Here is a 20,568-nt window from a genome sequence, read left to right as displayed (position 1 = left end):
ATGTTTGACGATTTTTCAAGTGATCTAAGGCAAGAAATAGCACAGTCTGCCGCGCGCCTGATGTTTGAGGAAGGCATTAGTGACTATGGTCGCGCCAAGCGCAAGGCGGTCAAGCTCATGGGGATACAACAGGATGCGCCGCTGCCGACCAATGCTGAAATTGACTCAGCGTTGCGCGAGTATCACGCCTTATACGCCGATGAAAACGATGCCGCGCACCTGCTGGAGTTAAGGCAAGCCGCCTTGCATACCATGCAGCTACTTAAAAAGTTTAACCCGCACTTGATTGGTTCAGTGATGGAGGGCACTGCAGGCCCCTACGCAGATACCGATATTCACGTGTTTGCAGAAAGTGGCAAAGAGCTGGAGATTTACCTGCTCAACCAGAATGTGCCTTACCGGCTGGATGAACAACAGTTTCGCATGTCTGACCGTCCTGGCAAGCAAAAGCACGACCTGGTGCGTAAACGGGTGCCGGTGTTACTGGTGGAAACACGCTTTGGCACGCAACGCATCAGCGTATTTGAAACCGATGATATCCGCACCGCGCCGCGCAAAAACGGCGAAAAATCAGGCATACACCGCATGAACTTGCTGCAACTGACCGAAGCGCTGTCTGCAGGCAAATCCCTCAGCGAGTAACTTTATTGCAAGCTGATCTGGCCGTGCCCCAGCACGGTCCCGGTGGCATAGGCCATATCGACCAGTGACACTTGGTAATCACTAATCGCGCGGATTTCTTTCAGTTGCGCCTCACCGAGACGTGTCAGCGTTTCCAACACCTCGGTCATGGTGCGCAAACCCTCATTAAACTGCTTGAGTTCGGCCTCGTAGTTGATGCCCGCCACTAGCACTTGCTGGCGTGCCGCAATGATGCGTTGCCAGTTTTGTTCGACCTTATCCAGCGTGTCATGAATCTCGCGTTTGACTGTCAAGGTTTGCAGGGTTTTGGTGGTCAGTCGCTGCATGCGTTGCGCCACGGCCCGATCCAGCTTGGCTTTACGTGCCTCGTTACTCACCGGCATTTCAAACTTGAGGCCCACAGACCAGTCACGATAACGGCCACCAAACAAATCCTGGCCAATATCACCAAACCGTTCGCCGGAGCCGGATAACGCCCCATACTGATAATCGAGCGTAAACAATGGCAAGGTCTGGTTTTGCAGATAATCGATCTGAATCAGGTCGGCACTTAACTTCAACTCTTGGTCCAGCAATTCAATACGGCTATCCAGTGCATCACGAATCAGGTGCGCGCGGTCAAATTCAAACCTGACCAGATTAGGTGCCGTCATCGGCACCCAAGGTGACTGCCCGGCCTGGTCGTCAGGCAAATCATTGAGTAAAAACTGCAATTGGCGTTGTGCCAGCTTCAAGTTGGTTTCTGCCACAATCAGCGCCTCCATGCGGTCGGCCACGCCGATTTGCGCGCGGTTCACTTCGACTGCCGCGGTCAACCCTTCCTGCACCCGACGTTTGACCATCGCCAGGTTCTGGCTGGCATATTCAAACTGGTTTTTGCGCACGTCCAGCGCTGCCCAGGCCTCATACAGCTCCCAGTAGGCCTTGTCTACTGTCGCCACAATGCGGATGGTCTGCAGGCGAGTTTTGAGTTGTACGCTGTCACGATCAAGCTCAGCGACGCGGATACTGGCCTCGTTGGCCTGCTGCCCAGCGTTTCGCAGCAATGGTTGGCTAAACGAGAAACGCAAGGCACTACGATACTGGTCACTGGCAAACTTACCCAGACTCTGGCGATTTTCCAGCGGTGCGCTCAATGTCACCGTGCCGCCCGTGCGCAACGGTACTTTCACACCGGCCTCCACATCCCAGTATTCTTTTTTTTGCGCATCCAGGTTAAGCTTGGCCAACTCACCATTCAACAAAGCATTATCCGATTTGAGAATGACCTTATCGCCCGCCATGGCCGGTGTGTCTTTTTCGGCATATTTGGCATAGGCAAAAATCACCTGGTCAAACTTGGCCTGCTCTTCGCGCAATGATTGCTTCGCCAGTTCAGGATCCATTTTGGCGACTTTGATCTGCAAGTTGTTTTGCAGCGCCCGCTGGCGCATATCGGCAAGCGTTACTTGCGACCCTTGGACCTGCGGCACAATGCTGTCACTTTCTGGGCTCTCAAACGGCTTTAACGCTTTTTTCAAATCCACAGTCACGGACGATTTACGTTGCTGCTCTTGCTTGACGGCATCGTGCAGCGGCACACCCGGCTGTGGACTGTAAGTTTCCAGTGCACGCCCTTCTGGTTTTTCCAGGCGTTGCCGCGCCCGTGTATCCGTCACCTCATCGGCCAGTAAGGTGCTGCAGGGCGAAGCGAGTGCAAACAGCGCTAGCAGGCAACGCATCATGCCGCTTTGCCCCCTGCCTGCTGCAAGGGCACAGGCTCATGTGGAATACGCGGCGGGAAGCCATTGAGCAAGCGCCACAACTCATAGCCGATGGTCACGCGTTCGAGCAATACCCAACCTTTGGCGCTGATGCCTTGGCGTAAAAATCTGGCAGACGGCCACTCTGGCGTCCCTGGTTTGTGTACAACCATGATACGAAAGTGACCAGTGCCGTTATCGGTTGGATCAACAAATGAAATCTCGCCTTCAAAGGTGCCTACACCGACCTGCGCCCAGCCCGGCACTTGTATCGCCGGCCAGCCCTCAAACTCGAGCCTGACAGTGCTGCGTGAAGTGATTAATGGCGCGTCGCGGCCATCAACCCACAACTCAACCGCGCGCTGCGAGGTGTGTGGCACAATCACCAGCAAGGGGTCGCCCTGTTTGATAATCTGCGACTGCGAGTTAACCGGCAGCCTGAAAATCGTGCCATCTCTAGGCGCAACGATGCGCTGCATATTTTGCCGCGCCAATGAAATTTCGGAGTTATGCAGGCTGTTTTCACTGTCTGCGGCTTCACCGCGAATTTTGTTGATGACCGCAGAAGTCGAGTCCAAGTAGGCCTGGGTGTCAGAGCGCGTTTGCTGAATATCGGCCGCGGCAGAGCTGGCCTCGGCTTTGGCCGACTGCCATTGTGCCTGCGCGCTATTGAGATTGCGGCTGGCGATAATATGGTCACGCTCGGCGACTTCAAGATCACGTTTGGACACCAGGCCATCGCCAAACAGGCGTTGCAGCCGCTGCACTTGCTGGCTGGCGGTGTCTAGCGTCGCCTGCGCAGAATTTACCGCTTCCTGGCTACTGCGGATTTTCTGGTTAGCCACATCCAACTTGTATTGCGCGGCTGAAATCTTGGCATCGCGCGCGGCGGTCAGGTTCTGTTTCTGCAACTCATAGGCACGCAACTCATCCTGCTTGGCGCCCAGCTTGCTTTGCAAATTATCACGCTGCGCCTCCAGGCGTTGTTTAAAGTTTGGGTCAGTATCAGCAATCTCCAGCAATAAATCGCCTTCTTTTACCTGTGATCCTTCCTGCACATGCCAGCGATTAATCAAGCCACTCACCGGCGCATCAATGGTCTGCACGCGCTCAGAGGGAGAGTAGGCGGTCACCTTACCCAGCGCAGTAACATTTTGCTGCCAGGGTAAAAACAAAAACATGGTTGGCAGACCAACCAGTAACCAGGCCAAGCGTTTAATCCAAACGCGTAAATGCTGCGGCGTTTGCACCCTACGCATCAGCGTCATTTGCAATTGATCATGCATGCTGATCTCCTTGCCCACGCTGATTATCTGTGCGCTGGCTATCCAGCGTAATGACCTGCTGGAATTGCTGTGCAATATGCGCAAAACGCGTGGTGACTATCAGCATCCATTGAGACTGATGGCGTTTGAGCAGGGTCAGCACTTGATCCAGCTCCTGCTGGCCGAGCCCATCCAGCAAACCATCAATAATCAATAGATCGGGATGACCGAGCATTGCTCTGGCCAGCATCAGGCGCTGCAACTGGGTATACGTCATGGGCGCGCCATAATCAGTTAATATGGTATCCATGCCTTTTGGCAGCTGGCTGATGTCTTCCCACAGGCCCAGCATACTCAGCATGTCGACCATCGCCTCCAACGGAATATCCTGGCGCGCCAGACGCAGATTCTCCAAAATTGAACCATGCTGCCACTCCACCTTATTGGCAATACCGATATGGTCGCGCAAGTGATCGAGGTTGAGTTGGCGTAAATCAATGCCGCTGTAGCTGACATAGCCCTGCGCAGGCTGCCTGAGCCCCGTGATGAGCTCCAGAAGCGTACTTTTACCGCTACCCAAAGCGCCCAACACCGCCAGACTCTGACCCTGTTGTAATTCAAAACTGACCGCTTTCACCAACGTCGCCTGGCCATGGTGACTAAAACCCAAGCCAACTACCTTTAGTGAATGGTAGCCATCCAGACTCGATGGATGCTCGCCGACAGCTTCGACGGGCATGGTCTCCAGTACGCCCAGCTTATCAACCGCCGCCAGCAGATCATAAAAATATTCCAGCTTGGTCACAAAGCGCACAAAAGCGGATAACACACCAAAAATAATGAGCTCTGCGGCCACAAACTGACCAAGGTTAATCTGACCTTTGATCACCAGCGTGCCGCCTAAAATCAGCATGCCAGTGCCAACCACGGCATACATGCCGACGGCACCGATCAATTGCATCATCAACACGCGAAAATGCATCACTCTGGCGCCAAGATAGTCTTGTACCAACACTTCAGTATTTTCTGTGGTGCGCTGCTTTGCTCCATAAAATTTGGACAACCATCTGTTGCGCGCAATATTCTCTAACCAGGCAGCCATGTCATATTTGGCTTTGGATTCTTTGAGTGCCGTGGTTTCTGCCTGTTTGCCGAGCAAAAATACGATCGCCCACAACACCACCAGCATCAGGATGACCAGAATGCCGAAATACAAACTATAAAACAGTAGCACCAGGCTACCGATCAAGCCTTGCAGTAAAGCGGTGAGGCCAACCGTGAGCAGGGTGGCCACCGACTTTTGTACGGTCTGGATATCAAAGTAGCGGTTGACCAGCTCGACCGGGTTATGCTGGTCGTAGACGGAAATGTGGATTTGCTGCGTATTCTGCGCAATCAGTAAACTATGTCGCACAAATACCCGGCGCTGTATCAACTCGACCAGAAAACTCTCGATCGCATAAATCGCCCCCGACAAGGCCAGCAGACAAAACAGGATAAAGCCGACCACATACAAAGGCTGCAATACGCCGCCCATAGTGACTATATTGACCATGGTTTGCACAGCAACAGGCGTAGCGATACCCAACACACCGTAGACCAGCGTCAGATAAAAAAGCAGCAGGATATCCTGCTTTTCAAAGGCGGCGAGTTTTAATACCCGCTGTACGGGGGTGAATAATGAGGGAGTCAGATTTGCCATGCTAAGAGTTGTTTTAATTTAGGCCCATTACATGGATATTAATGGATTATATAAGTTCCGAATATGAGTTTCGAAAAAAAACGGCTCATCAAGAGCCGTTTTTCCGAACATCCAAACAACATCCTTGGACTAGAGGCTATAAGCACGCTCACCATGTTCTGTGGTGTCCAGGCCTTCGCGTTCATATTCTTCACTGACGCGCAAACCAACCACCGCATCCACCACTTTGTAAAGAATCACGCTAACAATACCGGTCCAGATCAAAGTCACGACCACAGCAATAATCTGCGTTGTCACTTGACCACCCATGGTCACGCCTTCGGCATAACCAACACCGCCTAAGCCAGGAGCCATCAGTACACCTGTAGCGACCGCACCCCAGATACCTGCCAGGCCATGTACACCGAATACATCCAGCGAGTCATCATAACCCAGTGCGCCTTTCAACTTGGTCACGCCCCACAAGCTGATAAAGCTGGCGGTGAAGCCCAGGATGATAGAACCCATCGGACCGACGAAACCGCAAGCAGGCGTAATGGCAACCAAACCTGCAACCGCACCAGATGCCGCACCCAACATGCTTGGTTTGCCTCTGAACAACCACTCAGCCAAAATCCAGCCCATGACAGCAGCCGCTGTTGCCAGTTGTGTATTCACCAGCACCATACCGGCAACGGCATCCGCAGCCAGTTCGCTGCCTACGTTAAAGCCGAACCAACCCACCCACAGTAGTGAGGCACCAATCATGGTCATGACCAGGCTGTGTGGAGGCATAGCTTCTTTTCCGTAGCCGATACGTTTGCCCAGCATCAAGGCACCAATCAGCGCAGCCACACCAGCGTTGATGTGCACCACCGTACCACCAGCAAAGTCTTTAGCACCCAACTCGGCCAAGTAGCCACCACCCCACACCATGTGTGCAATTGGGATGTAAGCAAATGTCACCCACAAGGCAGTAAACAACAACACTGCAGAGAATTTCATACGCTCAGCAAACCCACCGACGATCAAGCCCGGCGTCAAGGCAGCAAAAATCATCTGGAAAGTCAGGAAGACATACTCAGGAATCGTGCCCGACAAACTATCTGTTGTAATCCCAGACAAGAATGCCTTGCTCAAACCACCGATGATGGCATTGCCCTCACTAAACGCCAAACTGTAGCCATAAGCCGCCCACAGCACAGACACCAGCGAAAACACCACAAAGACCTGCATCAACACCGAAAGCATGTTTTTCTGACGCACCAAGCCGCCGTAGAACAAGGCCAAACCCGGAATCGTCATTAAAATCACCAGCACAGTGGCCACAATCATAAATGCGGTATTGCCCACGTCCAAGGTCGGTGTAGCCGCTGCTGCTGCCGGTGCGGCTTCTGCAGCAGGCGCTTCGGCCGCTGGCGCTGCCTCAGCGGTAACAGTTTCCTCAACTGTGATTGTTTCTGTCACAGTCTCTTCAGCATAACTCACCGGGGTTGCTGCCAAACCAATCAACGCAACCAGTGATAACATCGAAAGAATTTTCTTCATAGCTGAAGCCCTTTCTTATAGCGCATCCGGACCGGTTTCACCGGTACGTATGCGATAAACTTGTTCCAAATCGAAGACAAATACTTTGCCATCACCGATCTTGCCAGTTGCTGCCGCTTTTTCGATCGCATCCACGACCTGATCAAGCATGTCGTCCTTGATCGCGACCTCGAGCTTGACTTTAGGCAAAAAATCTACCACGTATTCTGCACCACGATATAACTCGGTGTGACCTTTTTGACGGCCAAACCCTTTGACCTCAGTGACTGTGATGCCTTGTACGCCAATGTTGGACAAAGCCTCACGCACTTCATCAAGCTTAAATGGCTTGATTATTGCGGATACAAATTTCATTTGCTTCTCCCGTTGTTAATTCTGGCGAGCACGATGCTCGCCAGATCTAAACTTGCTTTATTAGAATGTACGGCCAACCGTCAAAATCAAACGACCTTCATTCAGGTTTTTGCTTTGTGCAGTAGTGCTGGTGCCTTTACCGTTAAAGCTTGTGCCGCCGTAGCCAGAATCACCCCAGTAACGTGAGTTATCGGACTCAACCCAGTATACACCGGCGTTCCAACCTTCAGTCTTACCAATTTTGAAGGCTTTGCTCAGGCCAATTTTCCAGTCTGTGTAGTCTGGGTTAGTTGCACCTGAGATTGATGTACTAGGAAAATTCACGCCATCAGGTGTAAATGTTGGATCTAATTTACCTGCAACATTCAATCGACCCACGTGGCCAATCAAGGTCAAGTCCCACCATGGCAAAGGATAAGCCGCGTTCAACTCAAAGTAAGTGGAGCCCTTAGTACTGCCATCCCAACCGGTCGTTTTGTCCGCACCGAACCAGTCAGTCAAAGTGTATGACACTTTGGCACTGATCCAGTCATAAGAAATACCTGCGTTTAATTCATAGGTATCCCAGCGACCACCGCGTGGTGTTAATACATCATTAGGGTTTGCAGCATTAGACGCCCGGTATTTTTTCCAAGAACCGCCCGGATACATATAGCCATAAATACCGACGGTGTAGCCGAGTTTCTCTACAACTGGAATAGTACCGTTGTAGCCAGCATAGACGTCGATTTCGGTGTTAGCATCAGGATAGGTGTTAGGTGTAACACCAGAACCCCAAACACCCGCGTAAAAGCCGCTTGAGTGAGTAATATCCATACCGCCTTGCGCAGTTGGTTTGTGCCATGACTGTGAAATACCGCGGAAGTAGTAATCAGATACAACAGCGATGTTAGCGGTCGCTGTCCAGTCAGAAGCTTCTTCTTTGGCTTCTTCCGCTGCGTATGAAACTTGAGCAAATGATAATGTACTTAACACTGCTGTGAGCAAAATAGATTGACGCATTTATGAGTCCTCTCTCTGTGAAAATCTTTGATCGAATTGTTGTAAACGAGATGAAACAACATTGACCTCAAAGCAAGGCACGTGCCAACCAATATAAACAAATAAAATCAATTATTTAAATTATTAATTTAATCTAATTTATAATAAAAATAACGCAATAAACTGTTTTTTATTAAAAACATGTTTTATACATTGCAGTAATTATATTTTCAAGACTGCCAATCATGCTAAAATTATGTGCAAAGGAGCGCTCACCATGCTATTTACCAATGAAAAAATCAAAGAATTATCTATAAAAATCAAACAATTAGTGGATTCAAGCCCCATTTCAGAGCTAGAAACCAATTTGCATGCACTGTTTCAGGGCGCGCTCACCAAAATGGAACTTGTTTCGCGGGAAGAATTTGATATCCAGTCGGCATTATTGGCGCGCACCCAGCAACAATTAAAAACCCTGGAAGAAAAAATCAGCCAGCTGGAACAAGCGCAAACCACCAAAAAGTAAAAATTAATTTACAATTGTTAGCATTCCAACGTTTAGGGGTGCGAAATGAGTCTGGCAGTGCTATACAGTCGTGCATTAAGCGGTATGGACGCGCCAGAAGTGGTGGTAGAAGTACATTTGGCAAATGGTCTGCCGAGTTTTACCATCGTTGGCCTGCCTGAAACAGAAGTCAAAGAGAGCAAGGACCGCGTGCGTGCGGCCATACAAACCGCACAGTTTGAGTTTCCTGCCCGCCGGATTACGGTCAACCTGGCGCCGGCAGACTTACCCAAAGAAGGCGGCCGCTACGACCTGCCGATTGCGCTCGGCATTCTGGCTGCCTCAGGCCAACTGCCCAAGCAGACGCTTGCAAACTACGTCATTGCCGGAGAGCTGGCGCTCACAGGCGCCCTGCGGCCGATCCGTGGCGCATTGGCGATGACTTATCAGCTCCTTCAAGACAAAGCCAGCACCAGAGCAGCTATTTTGCCCCAAGAGAGTGCACACGAGGCCAGCCTGGTCGAAGGCTGCACTATTTTTGCAGCAAACAGCCTGCTGGAGGTCTGCGCACATTTGTCTGACAAACAACGCTTACCGCAACATCCGTTGGTGATTCCGCAAGTCAACGCTTTGCTGCCAGACTATCAGGAGGTCAAAGGCCAGTTACGCGCCAAACGCGCTCTGGAAATCGCGGCCGCTGGCCAGCACAGCTTGTTGATGAGCGGCCCGCCCGGCACCGGAAAAAGCATGCTAGCGCAGCGGTTTGTCGGTATTTTGCCCGCATTGACAACGCAAGAGGCGCTCGAGAGTGCGGCGATTTTGTCGCTCAACGGGCAGTTTCCTGCCAGCAACTGGAAGAAACGGCCCTTTCGGGCACCACACCATACCGCATCCGCCGTGGCATTAGTGGGCGGTGGCAGCGTGCCTCGGCCCGGCGAAATCAGCCTCGCGCATCATGGCGTGCTCTTTTTAGACGAGCTTAACGTTTAGCTTTTCTTATAATATTGTCAATATGACTTTTATTTATATACATCAATAGTATATATGGACACCTCCAACGTGAAAGTAATTGACAATGATCAATATCGCAAGAGCAAACATAGATTTTCCCTTTTTGGCAATCAATCTACATGTCCTGCATAAATTAGAGGAGGCCCACCACAATGTGGAATTGGGCGTTGCTTACAAGGCAAAAGCTAAGCCAGTTTTACGTACGCTTGAATGCTTTTTGCAAATAACTAATCGAAAATTAAATGATTCGATTCTGCAAAGCCCGGCCTTTGGGGAAATAATCTGCCTATATGCTGGGGCTTTATACTCGAAAAAAATATTCGAAATAACTAATCAAACAACTTATACATATCTATGTATTCTATCCAGGCTTTGTGAGCAATCCCAAAAACTATTCGATTCATACCCCTTTCCTAGTTTGAAATTTCACCTGACCAAACCTTCCTTAGATGCAATCAGTTGTGTTGAAAAATTTGAAAAGCTTGAATTAAATGAAGAAAAAGTTTGGCTATGGAATGCTTGGAAATGTTCAAATAAAGAAAGTGCAGAGTACTGGGCACCCTTGTACGGCATTTACGAAAAATTTGGGCGAGATTTCACACAGAAACTGTACGACATTTGCACGCTATATTACAGCGCCAGTGGAGCCGATAGAATTCATGGCCTCAAGTCTTTTGTTAATTTTATACGTCAGACTAAGGAACCTCTAAATGAGAGGAACTTCCAAGACCCCCATTTTATGGGTCCTTTTCTAAGAAGATTTCTAACATTTTATTTTGAGGAGGGGTATGCAAGCGGAGTCAAGGTCAACACATTGATTACTCGCTGGAACGGTTCAATTCTTCCGTTCCTAAATACATATTTATTGCGCTCAGATTTATTTGCGGAACCTTATGGAGCGATCCCTTCAATCCCTTTTAAAAAAGGTCCAAAATCGAGCAAAAATATAAAAATTGCTGATGAAGGGTATCTTGTCAGTCAAAAGCTATTAACTGACATTCCTTTGCATGCAACTGATGAAGAAGCTATGCACCTTCTCTTTCATAATATAAAAGCTGATTTAGATATTGCCATAACATGGGCCGAATGGGCTATAAATGAAATATGGGTAAGATACACATTAAGATTAGAAAATAGCACCTTAGGAAAAGTAGTTAAGATTGGTCAGAGTGATAAAACAAATAAAAACTCATGGTTAATTGATCGTTTTAATCCTGATCATTTAAAAAATGCAGCATCTACATATTTCCATCATGGACATATTGTAGATAAAAAAAATAACGCGCATCTTTTTCTTCCGAACCCGTTACCTCAAACTGCATACGAATTAGGCTTACCTATCACAGGGGCACTTTTACCTTTTTGCATTATCTTGATTGCTAATCACCCACAAATAACACCGTCCTTCTTAGAGAAGCTGCAACTCTTTGACAAAAATGGAAAATTGGTTGGATTTGTGAAGTCTGATAACGGCTATAACTTGATTAGCTACAAAAGTCGCAAAGGGCCTTTACTTGCTGAACAAATCATTCATTTAAATCTAAAAACAACATTTATTGTTCAGCAAATGATTGACTTAACTACCAGCTTACGGAACCACCTAAAAAAGAATAATGATGATAATTGGCGATACCTATTATTAACATGTAAACGTGGCTTTAGTTACCCAGCAAGAATTAAAAGGTTAGCAAGCGATACTTCACTGAGATTTGAATCATTTGCGGAATCTTTAGCAAATACATCCTCTCTAGACTATGAGAAGCGCCTTAAATATGCTCTTAGGTTCAGCCTCCCGGCTTTAAGAGCCAGTTGTGGTGTTCTGGTATATCTTGAGACTAGAAGTCTCAGTGAAATGTCTAAAGCTCTGGGACACACCCAGTTAGACATAAGGCTCATCAGCCGGTATCTTCCAAGGCCAATTCTAGATTTTTTCCAAGAACGATGGATTCGTATATTTCAGGCAGCAATAGTAATTCATGCAATGAAAGATAGTGACCTTATGCTTGAAGCAAGTGGTTTCGAAACAATTGATGAAGTCGATGAATTCTTGAAAACACATGCTTTGAAACAACCTACAAACCCAGCTATCCAGAACAGCAACAACTTTACTGAGCAGAGCATCTTTAAAGAAATAGTATTTGGAGTCAATTCAGAAATTTTGACAGTGTTATTTAGCTTAATGCAAGCAGTTGACCAAGCCAAAAGTACTGTCAATGCAAAAGCTAAATATTGGTCGGAAATAGCTTATTACCTAATTAATCATATCGAAACTTTAATCACGCAAAGACCAGACTTGAAGCTATATCTTGATTATGCAAAGCAAAACTCTAATCCAGGCTGGATGGAAAAGATAATCTATGCAAAGTAATAAATTGTGGCCAGAAGAGCTTAGTTTTCTGGAGTCTATCAATGGCGACCGCTTTCAGGAGTATCGTCATTGTCCATTTCTTACTGTCTCATTTGATGCTGAAGTTTGGATTCTTGATTTTGGTAAGTCAGAATTCTGTACGCTTGATTTTAGATTAAAACTTGAAAACGGTAGTTTGTTGACAGATGAGACGAATAGACTGCTACTAGATTTATTTAAATGTTGGATTTGCATTCAGAGTCATTCGGACATAACCGGTGGGAAATTAATATCAATTAGCTCTGCTTATAACTCATGTAGAAGGGTATTTTCGTTAATCGATTATTTTTTATTAAATGCTGGTCAATTCAAATTGTCCCAATACGGGCTAATGAATGTAACTGAAAATGATATCTTCAATTTACTCGCGCAACTAGCATCTTCAAATGAAACATCAACGAGCATTTATCAGTTACCAATCAAACTCACCGAGTTTTTGAAACGAGAAATTTCAGAAGCGAACATTATTGAATTGAATGCACTCATTGAAAACAATTCTGAGCTAGCACTTGATATACCTGATGAGCAAGACTGTATGCTTCAACTCGATAAGCAAGAGATTATTTATGCAAGAGCAATACTATGGAGTAAAGGTTATTACAAGTCTGATTATCGAACCAAAAAGCGCCTTGAGAGTTATCGATTCTCACCTGATTATGAAAAATTATTTGAAATAATCTATCCAAACTCAATTCGTGCATTTACATCTAAGCCTCAAGCACCTGAATTACTTTTCGATCAAATTAATAGTTATGTGAAGGAATACCCCAGAGCATCAGTCACTACAACTTTGGAAGAGACCATGAGCGTCAAGGAGTGGTCAGCATATCGCTCAGCTATTAGATCACTTGGTCAACTCAAAGAAATTGGCTTACCAGCTCCAATTCTTGCACTCAATGCAACCGACCCAGCCTTCAGTCATGATAAATTCAGCTTGAAAGAAGCAGGTCGTTTCAAAACTGTGCCAAATGAAATTGTTCTTAAGTCTTTAAGACAAGCCATTGAATTTACCCTGTCCAATGGTAAGCAAATATTTGACAGTGCAATTGCTGTAATTGAAGCTGCAAGAAAAGAGGGTGTAAGTTGCTTCACATACTCAATTAACAATGATATACGCCCCCTATTAGATCCCAAAATTCAGGCAATGGGTGTCAGCACTTGGAACCTCAGAACGCTAATTAGTCCATTTGAATCAAGGCATGGGCATAGCGCGCGACTGACTTCGGCTGAGTATTTTCAACGATTACGAAATAATGAAGGACTATTTGAAGTTCTCAGAGTTCTATTTGGGGCAATTCAATTCAGTATAGGGACTTTAGTTGCTCGTCGACAAGCTGAATTACTTGGATTAATTGCTGGAAGGTCAGTTGATTTAGAAAAAAGAAATCTAATTTTTGATAATGGAAAGTCTGGTATAGGTGAAATTAGAGAAAAGGAAGCTAGACCAATCCCTCCTGTAGCAGTGAAGATGATTGATTTACTAGAATACTTCCACAAGCGCCTTAAGGATATAGGAGCCAGCAATCGCCAGGTAGAGCTTTTTTCATATCCAAATATGCATACAGGCGCTCCGGGACCAGCTGACACTAAGAAATACAACTCAAATTTAGATTTGTTTTGTGATTACTTTGAAACTGGATTGAACGATAAAGGTGAACGTTATTACATGCGACAGCATCAATTACGTCGCTTCTTTGCAATGTTATTTTTCTGGGGAAATTCTTTTGGTGGGATGGAGACACTACGCTGGTTTCTGGGCCATACAGACATTGAGCATCTTTATCATTACATAACTGAATCTACACCTGGATATGTTCTTCGTGCATCAAAAGCCCAATTCGGCAGTGAAATCATCAGGACAGATCCAATGGAAAGTAAAGCATTAGCAGACATTATAGAAAAACATTTTGGCACCAGAGAGTTTTCTGTTCTCGATAGTGATGAATTGCAAGAATACATAGAAGAACTTTTACTAGCAGGTCGTATTGAAATTGAACCAATATTCTTCATGACACCAGATGGACAATCTTTCCGCATTGCAATAAAAGTTAAAGAAAGCCCCCTGGAGAAATTCAATGGATAAACGTATTGAAAAAAGTAATCAATCCTTGTTGGCACTATCAAGCCTGTTACGGGAGGTTATCAATCATCCAGAAACGTATATTCATGATCAGCAACTAAACACAGCCTTAAAATCTCAAGGAGCCTTAGCAAAATTCTCAAATACATCTAAAGGAATCTTTAGCCTATCAATTAATACTCAAAAAAGAATTGCAGACTCAATTATAAATGGCGGCTACGAGGGACTAAACAAGTCAAGAATCAATGCACTGTTAGCTCTCGAATCAAGCTTACATACAAATAAAAAACCTAATAAGGAAACCAAAGCCGGACTTCTACTTGTCAATCAACAATTAGAAAAAGAAATGCAATCCATTAGACATGATCTCTTACTTTTAACTTTAGCATTTGAAAAATCATTACGGCAAGGGGCTGTTTATGCCAGCCGATCTGACTCACCTACTCAAGCCCTGTGCAAAAAAGAGCAAAGAGAGCTTTTAGACATGTTAACGCTCAGAAACATTCCGCACTTAAAAATGTGATGAAGATGAAAAATGATTAAATCTAAGCTTTATAACAGCACAGACAATAAATTTCAGCTTCCCTTATATGTTGATCAGCAACATCGAGTTATCCCCCAAGATGCAACAAATATTCCAATGATATCTTGGCCTAACGGGACGTGGTGTCTTGAGGCTAACGTTTATATATTAGAACTTTACAATAAAGGGCTCTCTAGAAGAAATCGCGGCGGGACCCTGCTCACTTACGCTACCAATATAAGTCATCTTTTAAGATATGCTTTTTACAACAGAATTTCATTGATAAACCTGACAGATAATCACTTCTGCCAATTTATCAAAATGCTACAAGCTGAAAAAAGAAAGCGTCAGCCAGAATTATTTGCACGAGACTCAAATTCGGTAATCGCTATCGGCCGTAATTGTCTCGAGTTTTTAGCATGTGTAGGAAGGCTTTATCAACTTGAGAACTTCATCGGTCGCAATGGTCAAATTAAAGCCGAGGAAAAAGAGTTTTATATTAAACAAGTCAGCTCTAATCATTTCACCGGAAAAGGAAAGCCAACAAGGAAATATTGGACTCATCGCGCATTTCCTACTCCAGACCCTCAAAAAAAGCGGCTACCTATTGGAACAGAAGCTATTGATAAAATTAGAAAGGTGATACTTCCAACAAGCTCATCCATATTCTTACGGAAGAGACGCTACCTCATGTTGAAGCTTTTAGAAATCACTGGCGGTCGCCGTTCAGAGGTTGCTGACTTAACTTGTGAAAGTGTTCGTATCGCTGCAAGCATGCCTAAACCACTACTGAATCTAATTACTATAAAAAAAGGAAGCGGCACTGTAGCGCATAGAATGATTCCAATTGCTAGTCATGATGCGAAATTTTTACTTGAGTTCATAGAAAAAAATAGGCGCAGTGTTATACGTGCAACTTGTGGATTCAAAGAAGATGATGGATATGTGTTAATCAGTGAAAGAACGGGAAAGCAACTCCGTTCAAACACCATAACTCAGGAAATCTCAATACTTTCAAAAGCAGCTGGTATAGTAGAAAAATGTTGCCCTCATATGTTTCGCCATAGATTTATTACCAAATTATTTGTGGCGTTAATTGAACAACATGAGTTTGATAACCCTAATAGCTTTAGACGCGCTCTACTTGAAGTTGAATCTATTAAACAAATTGTTCAACAATTTACCGGCCATTCAAATCTTGCTTCACTCGATGTTTACATAAATCTCGCATTTGAAGAAGTTACAAACTTCAAAAATACATTGAATGTAGTCAATACCAAAAGAATTGTTAAGTCATTTCAGAACACTTTAAAACAACTCTCAGGAGAGCTTAATTCTGGAGCATCACCAACTGAAATATTGGTACAGATACAAAAATATTTGGATGCTTTTGAAGATGACCTAAATACTTGCCACATCACTGAAGCTACATAATCAAAAATCACTTAGCTTGAGACTCCCTTATTATCAGTCGCAACTGCATCATGGTCTAATGAGTTATGTAGATGTCTGGCAGCCTCCATGTATGGCGTGCACATACTGGAGCGGAAATCATACGCTACTAACAATGAGCAGAAGACATCATCATGGCTAAGCACGGCACTTTTATGTTGCCTTAAGTGGTTTTCTGGAAAGGCAGATGAGTTGCCAGTCCAAACTATCAGTGGAATTTTAGTTTGCTCTTTGGGTGCAATCATCACCGGTGCTGCATGCAGATACATCCCGTATTCTCCGAGCGACTCACCATGGTCCGCGATATACATCATCCCAACATCATAATTTTCTTCATAGGGTTTTAAAAACTTGATGACCTCTGACAAAAAGTAATCTGTATAGAGAATTGCATTGTCGTAAGAATTGTCTATTTCCTGTTTGGTGCAATCTTTTAGCTCTTTGGATTTACAAACCGGGCTAAATTTCTCAAAGGCAGCGGGGTATCTTCTGAAGTACTCAGGGCCATGGTTTCCCATTTGATGCAGCACGATCAAAATGTCTTTATCATTCTTAGATTGAATATGTTTATCAAGGCCATCCAGCATGCCGATGTCCCTGCACTCTGGATCGCAGACTGGGTTCAATGTTGTGGACTGGAAGTTTTGATATTTAACTCTTAAGGCAACGCCTTTGGAGTCGGAGTTATTATCCCTCCACAATACATCGACGCCATTCCTGGCAAGCACATCAATGGCATTCTCCTGCTTTAATGCTGCCTGTTTATCGTAATTTTTCTTACCCAGAGAAGAAAACATACATGGCACAGAAACACTTGTGGACGTACCGCAAGAGGACACGTTATCGAAACTAATCACATTGGCGTTTGCAAGGTTGGGATTGGTAATTCGCTGATAACCGTTGAGTGAGAATCTGTCAAAGCGAGCTGTTTCACCAACCACCATAATCATCAACTTACGTTTATTGCCCGTAGTTGAGGTTTTTACTGCATCCCCAGCAATCGTTTTGAGCACTGTATTACGTGCTTCGTAAACTTTTGCCTCTTGATTCAGGTAATTGTAAGCGGAGTAAATGGAGTAAGTGGGGTTTGCGTAAAACCTTACAATCTTATGCTCTCTAATGAACGAAGCATAACCTGCAGTGAATGGTGCCACGACTACGATGGCAGTTAACACAAGAACAGAAATCGCTTTGAGTCGACCTTTGACTTCTTGTTTGAAGGCCAACCCTTTGGGAAAGAATTTGATGACCAAGTAGGCTGGTATGCAGCCTAATAGAACTAGCCTAAGCAAGAGTTCAATGCTTATTAATCCTTGCATTTCCTTAAAGTCAGTTTGCGCTACGTTATCCATCATAGTGTGATCGATGACCACACCAAAACTATCCATAAAATACGCGTTGATAGAGGCAACAATCAGCAATATGGCTAATATCCATTTTGCTGTTGTTCTGCCAATGCAAAGAATCTGAAAGACGATAGCGATCGTCGCAAAAAAGAAAGTTATTAGAGAGGCCAGGAAAGGTAGGTTATGGAAACTTACTGGATATGTTTTCAGCAAGTTTTGGCAAAGGGAAAGGTTGCCCGTCACCATAATGAATAACGAAATTGCCAATATCCACTTGGTTTGTGTTTCCGGTACAGAAAAGTATTTTGCAATCCCTGTTTTGAAAGTACTTGAAAGCATCGTCATATCTTCTAATGATTATCATTCTTGATAAGCAATTCAGATGCCAGTTCGTAACCGATTGAATTTTATATATTTAATTAAAACTCATCCTGATAGCCATGCATTTTTTGCAGAGTGATATCTTAAATTTCCTGCAAAAAATGCACCCATGAATGATTGGTTTTATTGATAGTCCACAGAAATTAAGAGGCAGATTCAAAAGTATGCTTCGGGGATTCAGACTTTTGTACATTTAGTTACACTAAACTCATTGACTCATCAATAAGTTATTGTTAGATTTAAAAAGGCATGTATCAAATTTTTAAAAAATTCATGGTATTTCTTGCGCTGATCTCAGTGATGAGTTCATCGGCGTGGGCCTTTTCGCCTGAAGTTTTATTTGATGATGCTGTAGCGTCTCAAGCGGTTATGCAAGATGTCCATTTGATTAATAAGTCACAAATCACTTCGGTCTCAGATAATCAAACTGTCCCGATGCCGGAGCAGTTTTGTGATCATGCTTGCCATATCTCTGCACATATCACGGCTATTGAGACCAATGAAGTAGTTAGTACACTTTCCCAATTGGGCTCGACGATTTTCAAAACTGAGCCTAAAGATCAGTTCACCAACCCTGTCCTAAAAAGTCTCTACAGACCTCCTGCACTCATTTAGTCAATTTGTCTAAGATGCTGACTCGTTCAGCATCTTGATCATTGATCTAACGAGAGAGGTCTTGCCGTGTTTGAATCATCTATTAGAAGATGGCTATTACTTTCAATAGCTTTCTTCATAGCTCCAGCTATACAAGCTGAACCATTAACATTGGATGCAGCTTGGAATATTGCTGCCCAGAATAACCCTGATCTGAAACGCTTGATCGCTAACCAAAGTATTCCGGCTGGCGAATTCCAGGATGCATCAGGGCCACTTTATTACAACCCAACAGTCAACCTTGAGGCGAGAACACGTCGTATTGCTCAAACTGGCGCATCAGACCCATATCGAGGTGAATATGGCATAGGCGTTTCTCAAACCTTTGAGATTGCCGGACAGCAAGGCTTCCGTAGGCAAGCAGCTGAGGAAAGCAAAACGGCAATTAGCCAGGACATTGCTGAAGAGTACCGTGTCCTGCATGCACAGTTGGAAGAGCAGTTTATTACTGTGCTCGCAGTACAAAAGCGTATCGAAGTTGAAAAGCGCATTCTCAAGCTCATAGAGCAAAACACCTCCCTGTCTCGCAAGCGGGTAAGTGCCGGCGAAGATAGTTTGCTTGATGGTAATCTAGCCATCGTTGATGCTGAACGCGCAAGAAATCAGCTGATCTCTTTAAATGAACAACTACTGCGTGCCAGAACCCAACTAGCTGCCACACTACAACTCAATGCCAACGACTTTCCAGAGGTCACGGGGCAATTAACTCCAAATCAGACGCAATATACATTGCAGGATCTTTTCAACAAATTAGACTCCCGCCCAGGCATTCAGGCACTAACCAGTAAAGAAGCTTCTGCACGCTCACGCTTGGAGCTGCAAAAAAGCATGCGCTATCCAGATTTAACGGTGAGTCTGATCAATACCACCGAAGCCAGCTTGGCTGGTAGCGACAATATCTCCTCCATCGGTGTTTCTTTGCCGTTGCCTATCTTCCGCCGAAATGCTGCGGGTGTAGGTCGTGCGGCCGCTGAGCTTACTCAATCAGAAATCAACCGCACCTCTGGTACTCGCAATGCAAAAGCGACTATAGAGGCCGCATGGTTACGTCGTGAAAATATCAAAGACCGTGTAAGACGGTTAGATAGCGAGGTATATCCGAGGTTGGAAGAAAACCTGATACTTTCCAAGAAAGCCTTTGAAAACGGAGAAATCGGCTTACCTCAGTTATTGATTGTGCAAAGGCAGGTTGTGGATGCGCAGCGAGACATCATTGATGCTCAGAAAGAACTGCGCCTCGTGCAGATCGAATTGGAATATATCTCTGGCTGGCTATCCCCTATAGCTGCAACTGATCAAAACTAGGAAACTAAAATGCTAAAGTTCTTCAGAAATTTATACGTGATTGCACTGGCATTTTCAGTCATCATTTTCCTCATGCTTTTAAGCGGGTGCAGTTCTGAGAACAACCAGTCTCAAGAGCCGAAAACAGAAACCTCAAGTACCCCAGCGGAGACAAAAGCTGATGAGGATTTAATTAAATTAAGTCCTGCCGAGATACAGCAAAGTGGTGTCACCGTCGCTAAGGTAACCAAGCAACCAATACAGGATCAGCTCAGTTTTACAGCGAACATTTTGGCCAATCAAAATAAACTGGCTCATGTCACGCCTCGTATTGAAGGGAAGCTGTCCAAAGTGATCGCCAATCTTGGAGATCATGTAAAAACAGGTCAAATCCTAGCTGAGATTGACAGTGTTCCGATGGGAGAGGCTCGTGCGCAATTTAGAAGCTCTAAGACCGATCTTGCGCTAGCTCAGGCGAACTTTGATCGCATATCCAAGCTGTATGAAGACAAGGTTGTGCCACAAAAGCAATTCATTGAATCTCAGTCTGCATTGGAGCGTGCTAAATCAGCGCTCTATGCAGATTCTGAAAGATTAAGAATGTATGGCGGTCTGGATCAGCAGAGTGGTTCTACCTACCTATTGAAAGCACCATTCAACGGCATCGTGATAGAGAAAAATGCAGTGATTGGTGAATTAGCCAATCCAGCAG

General features: G+C 45.2%; 16 protein-coding genes and 1 pseudogene. 10 read left to right on the top strand and 7 right to left on the bottom strand.

Annotation, left to right across the window (positions count from 1 at the left end):
- The gene (locus E6Q52_RS09530; RefSeq protein ID WP_292821416.1) at positions 1–642 is read left to right on the top strand and encodes a hypothetical protein; all 642 of its coding nucleotides are present in this window, start codon (positions 1–3) and stop codon (positions 640–642) included.
- Between the two features lie 2 nt (positions 643–644).
- Here the strand turns inward: E6Q52_RS09530 and E6Q52_RS09525 are convergent, their stop codons facing one another.
- The 6 genes from E6Q52_RS09525 to E6Q52_RS09500 all read right to left on the bottom strand — a co-directional run bounded on the left by E6Q52_RS09525 (position 645) and on the right by E6Q52_RS09500 (position 8,234).
- Positions 645–2,366 (bottom strand): TolC family protein, encoded by a 1,722-nt coding sequence (locus E6Q52_RS09525; RefSeq protein ID WP_292821414.1) that lies wholly within the window; start codon positions 2,364–2,366, stop codon positions 645–647.
- A complete protein-coding gene (locus tag E6Q52_RS09520; RefSeq protein ID WP_292821412.1) occupies positions 2,363–3,670 on the bottom strand; it encodes an HlyD family efflux transporter periplasmic adaptor subunit in 1,308 nt (435 codons plus the stop codon). The genes E6Q52_RS09525 and E6Q52_RS09520 overlap by 4 nt, the downstream gene beginning before the upstream one ends.
- On the bottom strand, positions 3,663–5,351 hold the full coding sequence (locus E6Q52_RS09515) for a peptidase domain-containing ABC transporter (RefSeq protein WP_292821410.1): 1,689 nt from the start codon (positions 5,349–5,351) through the stop codon (positions 3,663–3,665). The genes E6Q52_RS09520 and E6Q52_RS09515 overlap by 8 nt, the downstream gene beginning before the upstream one ends.
- 129 nt (positions 5,352–5,480) lie before the next feature.
- Positions 5,481–6,878 carry an ammonium transporter gene (locus E6Q52_RS09510; protein ID WP_292821408.1) on the bottom strand — a complete coding sequence of 466 codons (1,398 nt, stop codon included), beginning with the start codon at positions 6,876–6,878 and terminating at the stop codon, positions 5,481–5,483.
- 15 nt (positions 6,879–6,893) lie between these two features.
- Entirely contained in the window at positions 6,894–7,232 is a 339-nt protein-coding gene (glnK, locus tag E6Q52_RS09505; RefSeq protein WP_018986930.1) for a P-II family nitrogen regulator, read from the bottom strand.
- A 60-nt stretch (positions 7,233–7,292) separates the two neighbouring features.
- Positions 7,293–8,234, bottom strand: coding sequence for a TorF family putative porin (locus E6Q52_RS09500; protein WP_292821406.1), 942 nt, complete (start codon positions 8,232–8,234; stop codon positions 7,293–7,295).
- A gap of 256 nt (positions 8,235–8,490) precedes the next feature.
- Between E6Q52_RS09500 and E6Q52_RS09495 the strand changes: the two genes are divergently transcribed.
- The 6 genes and pseudogenes from E6Q52_RS09495 (at position 8,491) to E6Q52_RS09470 (ending at position 16,173) form a co-directional block, all read left to right on the top strand.
- Positions 8,491–8,739, top strand: coding sequence for an accessory factor UbiK family protein (locus tag E6Q52_RS09495; RefSeq protein WP_292821405.1), 249 nt, complete (start codon positions 8,491–8,493; stop codon positions 8,737–8,739).
- Between the two features lie 45 nt (positions 8,740–8,784).
- Positions 8,785–9,699 (top strand): annotated as a pseudogene (locus tag E6Q52_RS09490) (YifB family Mg chelatase-like AAA ATPase); the annotation flags it as partial.
- A 94-nt stretch (positions 9,700–9,793) separates the two neighbouring features.
- A complete protein-coding gene (locus tag E6Q52_RS09485) occupies positions 9,794–12,097 on the top strand; it encodes a hypothetical protein (protein ID WP_019880953.1) in 2,304 nt (767 codons plus the stop codon).
- A complete protein-coding gene (locus tag E6Q52_RS09480; RefSeq protein WP_019880952.1) occupies positions 12,087–14,219 on the top strand; it encodes a hypothetical protein in 2,133 nt (710 codons plus the stop codon). The genes E6Q52_RS09485 and E6Q52_RS09480 overlap by 11 nt, the downstream gene beginning before the upstream one ends.
- A complete protein-coding gene (locus E6Q52_RS09475; RefSeq protein ID WP_019880951.1) occupies positions 14,212–14,739 on the top strand; it encodes a hypothetical protein in 528 nt (175 codons plus the stop codon). The genes E6Q52_RS09480 and E6Q52_RS09475 overlap by 8 nt, the downstream gene beginning before the upstream one ends.
- 12 nt (positions 14,740–14,751) lie before the next feature.
- On the top strand, positions 14,752–16,173 hold the full coding sequence (locus E6Q52_RS09470; protein ID WP_019880950.1) for a site-specific integrase: 1,422 nt from the start codon (positions 14,752–14,754) through the stop codon (positions 16,171–16,173).
- A gap of 11 nt (positions 16,174–16,184) precedes the next feature.
- Here E6Q52_RS09470 and E6Q52_RS09465 read toward each other — a convergent pair whose 3' ends face one another.
- Positions 16,185–17,876 (bottom strand): phosphoethanolamine transferase, encoded by a 1,692-nt coding sequence (locus E6Q52_RS09465; RefSeq protein ID WP_231587213.1) that lies wholly within the window; start codon positions 17,874–17,876, stop codon positions 16,185–16,187.
- Between the two features lie 291 nt (positions 17,877–18,167).
- On the opposite strand from E6Q52_RS09465, the gene E6Q52_RS09460 reads away from it, so the two are divergent.
- From E6Q52_RS09460 to E6Q52_RS09450, 3 genes are all read left to right on the top strand, one after another.
- Complete coding sequence (locus E6Q52_RS09460) at positions 18,168–18,533, top strand: hypothetical protein (RefSeq protein ID WP_019880947.1); 366 nt, start codon at positions 18,168–18,170, stop codon at positions 18,531–18,533.
- A gap of 66 nt (positions 18,534–18,599) precedes the next feature.
- Entirely contained in the window at positions 18,600–19,877 is a 1,278-nt protein-coding gene (locus tag E6Q52_RS09455; protein ID WP_231587212.1) for a TolC family protein, read from the top strand.
- 9 nt (positions 19,878–19,886) lie between these two features.
- The coding region (locus E6Q52_RS09450; protein ID WP_292821399.1) for an efflux RND transporter periplasmic adaptor subunit at positions 19,887–20,568 on the top strand (682 nt) is incomplete at its 3' end.

Source organism: Methylophilus sp., from assembly GCF_008015755.1.
Lineage (GTDB): Bacteria > Pseudomonadota > Gammaproteobacteria > Burkholderiales > Methylophilaceae > Methylophilus.
This window is presented reverse-complemented; position numbering and strand designations above follow the sequence as displayed.